Source organism: Aquiflexum sp., assembly GCF_041749095.1.
GTDB lineage: Bacteria > Bacteroidota > Bacteroidia > Cytophagales > Cyclobacteriaceae > Aquiflexum.
This window is the reverse complement of record NZ_JBGTCA010000115.1, coordinates 1-5,299: the sequence shown is the minus strand read 5'-3', so window position 1 is coordinate 5,299 and position 5,299 is coordinate 1. Positions and strand designations below refer to the sequence as shown.

Here is a 5,299-nt window from a genome sequence, read left to right as displayed (position 1 = left end):
ATCAGGTGAATTTCCGAAGGGTTGTTTAATGGACTTAAAACATCCAGCCTTACAAATCCTTTTGCATTCTCCACAAATCCGGGTCGGTTTTTAAATGCTTCCTTCACTTCCTTTTCCAGACCATTTTGAATTTCAAATTTGCTGATTGCTGCTATCATTTGGACAAGATTGGAAATTTATACATAGGAAAGGTTGCCAAGAACAATAACCCAGTTTGATCATGATGTTGTCCTTTTTGTGACATGCTATTTTTTTTCTAATATATTGTTATAAATCTGAATCTCTGATATATACTTCCCCTTTATAAGGATGAATGGAGGAATGATATTTATAATTTGCGACGTGAAGCAGATAATAGGTCATAATATCGACCAGCATATCTCTTGTTTAAAAATATCTATTTCGGGAAAATCTCCTTTCTGACAGCTGTTTTCTTTATCATACAAATATTTGCCCTTGTTTAATACACACCATTTTTCAAATTCGAGCATTTCATGAGGATGGGAGAAAACAATTTTAAAATGAGTTTCTTCTTTAACTGATTTTAAATCATCATTGATATAATGATGATGCTTGTGTCGATGGCGAATTATTTTTGCGGTATACATTTTTATTTCATTTTATGAATTAGGTCATAATTATTCTTTCAAGAAAAAAAACAATTAAAAAGGTTTTGTAGGTGCCTAATGCCTCCAATCACATTTTAATTGGTATTTGCACCAATTTTGAACTATGTCAGCTTTTTGGACATTCCTTATTATTGTAAAATTAGCATTTTCGTGTATTCAACAATTTTAAAGTTCAAAACAACTGAAAGAAAATGTGTTACACATTTTCAGAAAAAGTCATAACATTCACACATCCGGAAAAAACTGAATTAGTATTATCATTGATTTGAGCTATTATAATGGATTAAGAAAGAACGTATTGTTGTCCTAATCAAGGGTATTGAAGTAGGATTCTAACATCCCTGAATAAGGAAGAGATGGATTGAGAAAAATCTTACACAAATCGGGTCAATCCTGTTACTCCTTTCATTCTTCCATTTTGAGTTTAACGGACTTTAATATCGGTATATGGCAGTTAACAGCGGATTTTCTAAACAGAATTTTTACAAGGATCAATCGGAGCAATTTTTGATTCCAATTACCTCAATAACCAAAAAAAATTGTAATGGCAGAAATAAAAATAGAAAAGAAAGCTCCTATATGGCCTTGGATACTTTTGATCTTAGTCGTCATTGGTATTCTGGTTTACTTATTTGCCTTTAGTGGTGATGAAGATGACAATAGACGAGATGATAGGACTGAGCAAACAACTGAACAATCTTCAGATACAAGGCAGGTTGCTCCGAATAATTCTACAGTAGTCGCCTACGTCAGTTTTATAAAAGATGATCCCGATCAGATGGGCCTTGATCATGATTTTACCAATGAAGCCCTTTTAAGATTAACCAATGCTACCAGTGCAATGGCAGATGAAATTGGCTATGACATCCAAAAGGATTTAGATGAGGTAAGAAGTCACGCAGATAAGATTACCAGAGATCCTTTTGAAACTACCCATGCCAATTCTATCAGAAAATCAGCAGACATTCTGTCCAATGTATTACAGAATATGCAAAAGAAAGCTTTTCCAGGCCTGACCAGTGAAGCCAATGGAGTAAAAAACGCAGCAACAGCCATAGAACCTGAAGTACTTACCTTAGACCAAAGAGAAGATGTCAAAAATTTCTTCAGGGAGTCCGCCGATTTGCTGGAAAAAATGAACAATAACTCACCTCAAAAGTAGAATCATGTCAGAAAACAATAAAAATCTTTATTACCTGGATGAACTTTCCGATTATAAAGTAGCCTCGGATGACAGCGATGTCAGGGGTTGGGAAGTAAAAGATGCCGATAACCGCACGGTAGGAAGAGTAGATGGACTATTAGCAAATAAAGAAGCCAAACGGGTGGTCTATCTGGATATAGAAGTAGATAAATCCCTGATAGAGGACGGTCATGAAGTTTATAATAAATCCGCAAATGAAGGAACGCATGGATTTGTGAACAAAGATGGAGAAAACCATTTGATCATTCCCATAGGACTGGTCAGGTTGGATGAAGAAAATGAAAAAGTGCTCACGGATGAAATCAATCACGGTACATTTACCAAAACCAAAAGATTCAGTAAAGGAGCCAAATTAGATCGGCAATATGAGGTAACTGTTTTTAAAAATTATTTTCCTGAAAAGGGCTTAAATGACGATGAGCTGGAAGATGAAAATTTTTATGAACGTCAGGAGTTTAAAAATTCCTCAGATAATAGGTAAATACTCTTCTTGTAATGTAGCCAATCTGATTGAACGACGTGATTCAGCTTGGAGACGGCGGGCATTCGGAGCCGTACCCTTCAAGCTTACTCCGAACTTCTTAAAGATACTGAATTTTCAATTTACTCAGAACCGCCCGCTGTATCCAAGGTGATGTTGGCAGCTGGCTTTATTCCCACCAATCCTTCACTTTACATTTATCTTCTTTTCTTACAATTGCATTGTTAGGAATTTGATTACTTAGGGCTATGTCCAACCATCCTTTCTTCCAATATTTCTCAGATACATTAAATTCACCAACCCCAATATCAAAGTCTTTATTTGCATTTGGCACTCTATAGTCAGCCCAATTACAAATCTTCTTTTTATCTGTTGAGTAGCTTTCCCAAATTCCAACAAAAGCATTATTAAAATATCCATCTGAAATGAATTCAATATTATCATATTCTATCTGATTCTTTGAATTCAAATACCATTTGGTATAAAGTTTACCTTTAAAAACCCCACTGTGAGTTTGTTCTTTATTCTCTTTAAAACTGTAATCAGCAATTAATACGCCTTGTGAAATAATTCCCTCCTCTGCAAATTCATCGTCAACTCCATAATTGAGTTTCTCAACTTCATAAATTTCGACCAAACTTATTGTGCCTTGAAAATCACAGATTGTTTCATTTACATTTGACTTCCCAACAACTGAGTATTCAATATCTTTTCCTGGCTTTTTTATAATTGTTAATAGCTTTATTCTTATTCTTTGGTGTTCATCTCCTATTATTCCATAAACATTGCTGTTTTCTGTCTTCAGCCAAATATTTGAAAAATCAAATTGAACGTATTTATCTAAAACATTTTCTGTCAGTAATTCACTGCCAAGCATAAAGTCAATCAGAAACTTTTCATTTGTTTGAGCAAACGAAACATTCGTTAAAAATAGTAATATGATAATTGTTCGTTTCATTTTTAAGCTTGATGCCAACGGTAAGTGTATTAGCCGTGCCGGATTTATACGCACCTCACTTTCTGTCAGCACTAAAGATAGTAAGAAGCAGAAAACTTCCATTACCGCTTCAGCCGGCATGGATACTAAACAGTGTTAGGGGGTCGTGCTTTTTGTTCAGTCTGCGGTTTCTTTCTTTTTCGGTGTTTTACTTGTCCTTGAAAGCTTCTTTCTGTTAGTAAGTTTAGCTTTGTCTTTAAGGATAAATTCACTGATTTTTTTCCTTTCTTCCTCTGTTAAAGGTTTGCTTTCTATAATAAAATCTACCCCTTTTGGCTCTTTTATATGTCCCATAGTCCTTATGTTTTAAAATATCTCTCAACCAATAATTTCGCTGCTTTTGCAGATATTACCATTCTTTGTCCACCTATATGAACCGAACCTAAAGTTTCCTCATAATGGTTTATCAATTTAGTTTTTGACGTAAATGCTACATAACCGTCAAAACCTTGTTGAAAAGAAATTTTGCAAGCGTATGCAACTAAATTTCCTGCAACACCTTCATATAATTTCTCTTTACCTATATTAAACGGTGCGCTTTCCAATAAATTCACCAAAACATGGTCTTTTTCAATTGTCAAGCTCAAAAGTCCTTGAATAATATCAGAATTGTTCACTATGGTTAACTTGTAGATTTCTTTTGAATTGTCTGCTAATTCTGATTTCCAATTAAAATTCCACCCGTTTATATTTGTGATCTTTTTTAGGTCCTTTATGGTTAATCTGTGGATTTCTGTTTCAAAACTGTCACCAGAGATTGTATTTAGGATAGAATTGGTCAATTTATCAATTACAAAGTCTAAAGGTACAGGTTCTTTCTTTTTCATTACTAGTAGTTTTATACTTAAAGATACGTAAATCGCCTGTATTTCAAGACTGATTGTATGAATAGCTAGTTTCCTTGCATGCCCCCTAACGTTTTGCTTTATTCTATAATATTGGAAAGCAATCCTATTTGGCATGCTTTCCGTAATATTGTGGAAAGATAACCTATAAAACTAAAAGAATTTTTATAAATCTAACCCATCTAATGGACTTTTTATTTGGTCAAAACCCTTAGTGGTAATATGTGTGTATATCTGTGTCGTTTTAGGGCTTTCGTGGCCTAAAAGACTTTGTATATATCTTAAATCAGTGCCTCTTTCCAATAAATGGGTTGCAAAGGAATGTCTTAAGGTATGAACGGTTACGTTTTTTGCAATTCCCACATTTTTTACTGCCTTATTTAAAAAAGATGAAATACTAGTTGTAGAATACCTCACGGGCATTTCCTTTGTACTTCCCTGACCTTCAAATAAATATTCAAAAGGTCTATTGCTTAATATAACTCCTTAATATTTCCAAAGTCCTTTGTGACAGAACAGTGTACCTATCTTTCTTACCTTTGGCCTGCTCAACTCTTATCTGCATGCGATTTGATTCGATATCTTTGATTTTTAAATTTACCAATTCACCTATTCTAAGCCCCGCCGAGTAGATAGTCATAAGGATGGCTTTATGCTTAATGTTTTTGGTTACCCTTAAAATTTTTGTCACCTCTTCTTCACTCAGCACCTCAGGTAAAGCTTTTTCTCTAATTGGTCTGTCAACATGGTAATATTTACGTTCCCCTCCTCTTACTTTTTCAAAATAGAATTTGATGGCATTTACCCCGTTGGACAAAATCTCTTAAATCACACATAGGAAATATTTACCATTACCAAACTATATATACATTATTTATGTCATGACCCTATTTGTCCTACGGGGTGAATTGCTTGGTTTTGATACGAGCTTGAAACTTTCCTTTCATTTACCAGAAACCTAGAGAACTCCATTACCTCTTTTTCACCTAAGTCTTCTATTGCCATGTTTGGAAAATAATTTATAAACTCTTCAAATAATGGCACATAGGCCTTGATTGTACCTACACTATACCTCCTTTCCTCCAACTTATGCACATACTCATCAGGACATTTGCGATAGTTCGGAATATCATAAGGAGATAC

Annotated in this window: 10 protein-coding genes; 2 read left to right on the top strand and 8 right to left on the bottom strand. The window is 34.3% G+C overall.

Annotated features, from left to right (window positions below; all coding sequences use genetic code 11):
- Together ACEW8O_RS06250 and ACEW8O_RS06245 are read right to left on the bottom strand one after the other, a co-directional pair.
- A partial coding sequence (locus tag ACEW8O_RS06250) for an antibiotic biosynthesis monooxygenase (RefSeq protein ID WP_373493766.1) occupies positions 1-158 on the bottom strand: 158 nt, incomplete at its 3' end.
- A gap of 201 nt (positions 159-359) precedes the next feature.
- Positions 360-608, bottom strand: coding sequence for a hypothetical protein (locus tag ACEW8O_RS06245; protein ID WP_373493765.1), 249 nt, complete (start codon positions 606-608; stop codon positions 360-362).
- 565 nt (positions 609-1,173) lie between these two features.
- On the opposite strand from ACEW8O_RS06245, the gene ACEW8O_RS06240 reads away from it, so the two are divergent.
- Positions 1,174-1,791, top strand: coding sequence for a hypothetical protein (locus ACEW8O_RS06240; protein ID WP_373493764.1), 618 nt, complete (start codon positions 1,174-1,176; stop codon positions 1,789-1,791).
- A 4-nt stretch (positions 1,792-1,795) separates the two neighbouring features.
- Positions 1,796-2,314 (top strand): hypothetical protein, encoded by a 519-nt coding sequence (locus tag ACEW8O_RS06235; RefSeq protein ID WP_373493763.1) that lies wholly within the window; start codon positions 1,796-1,798, stop codon positions 2,312-2,314.
- Between the two features lie 169 nt (positions 2,315-2,483).
- Here the strand turns inward: ACEW8O_RS06235 and ACEW8O_RS06230 are convergent, their stop codons facing one another.
- The 6 genes from ACEW8O_RS06230 to ACEW8O_RS06205 all read right to left on the bottom strand — a co-directional run.
- Positions 2,484-3,392, bottom strand: a complete 909-nt coding sequence (locus ACEW8O_RS06230; protein ID WP_373493762.1) for a hypothetical protein — start codon at positions 3,390-3,392, stop codon at positions 2,484-2,486.
- A gap of 36 nt (positions 3,393-3,428) precedes the next feature.
- On the bottom strand, positions 3,429-3,605 hold the full coding sequence (locus ACEW8O_RS06225) for a hypothetical protein (RefSeq protein WP_373493761.1): 177 nt from the start codon (positions 3,603-3,605) through the stop codon (positions 3,429-3,431).
- A gap of 5 nt (positions 3,606-3,610) precedes the next feature.
- Complete coding sequence (locus ACEW8O_RS06220) at positions 3,611-4,138, bottom strand: hypothetical protein (RefSeq protein ID WP_373493760.1); 528 nt, start codon at positions 4,136-4,138, stop codon at positions 3,611-3,613.
- Positions 4,139-4,321: 183 nt separating this feature from the next.
- A complete protein-coding gene (locus ACEW8O_RS06215; RefSeq protein ID WP_373493759.1) occupies positions 4,322-4,579 on the bottom strand; it encodes a tyrosine-type recombinase/integrase in 258 nt (85 codons plus the stop codon).
- A gap of 43 nt (positions 4,580-4,622) precedes the next feature.
- Entirely contained in the window at positions 4,623-4,973 is a 351-nt protein-coding gene (locus tag ACEW8O_RS06210; protein WP_373493758.1) for a tyrosine-type recombinase/integrase, read from the bottom strand.
- A 62-nt stretch (positions 4,974-5,035) separates the two neighbouring features.
- A partial coding sequence (locus tag ACEW8O_RS06205; RefSeq protein ID WP_373493757.1) for a phage integrase N-terminal SAM-like domain-containing protein occupies positions 5,036-5,299 on the bottom strand: 264 nt, incomplete at its 5' end.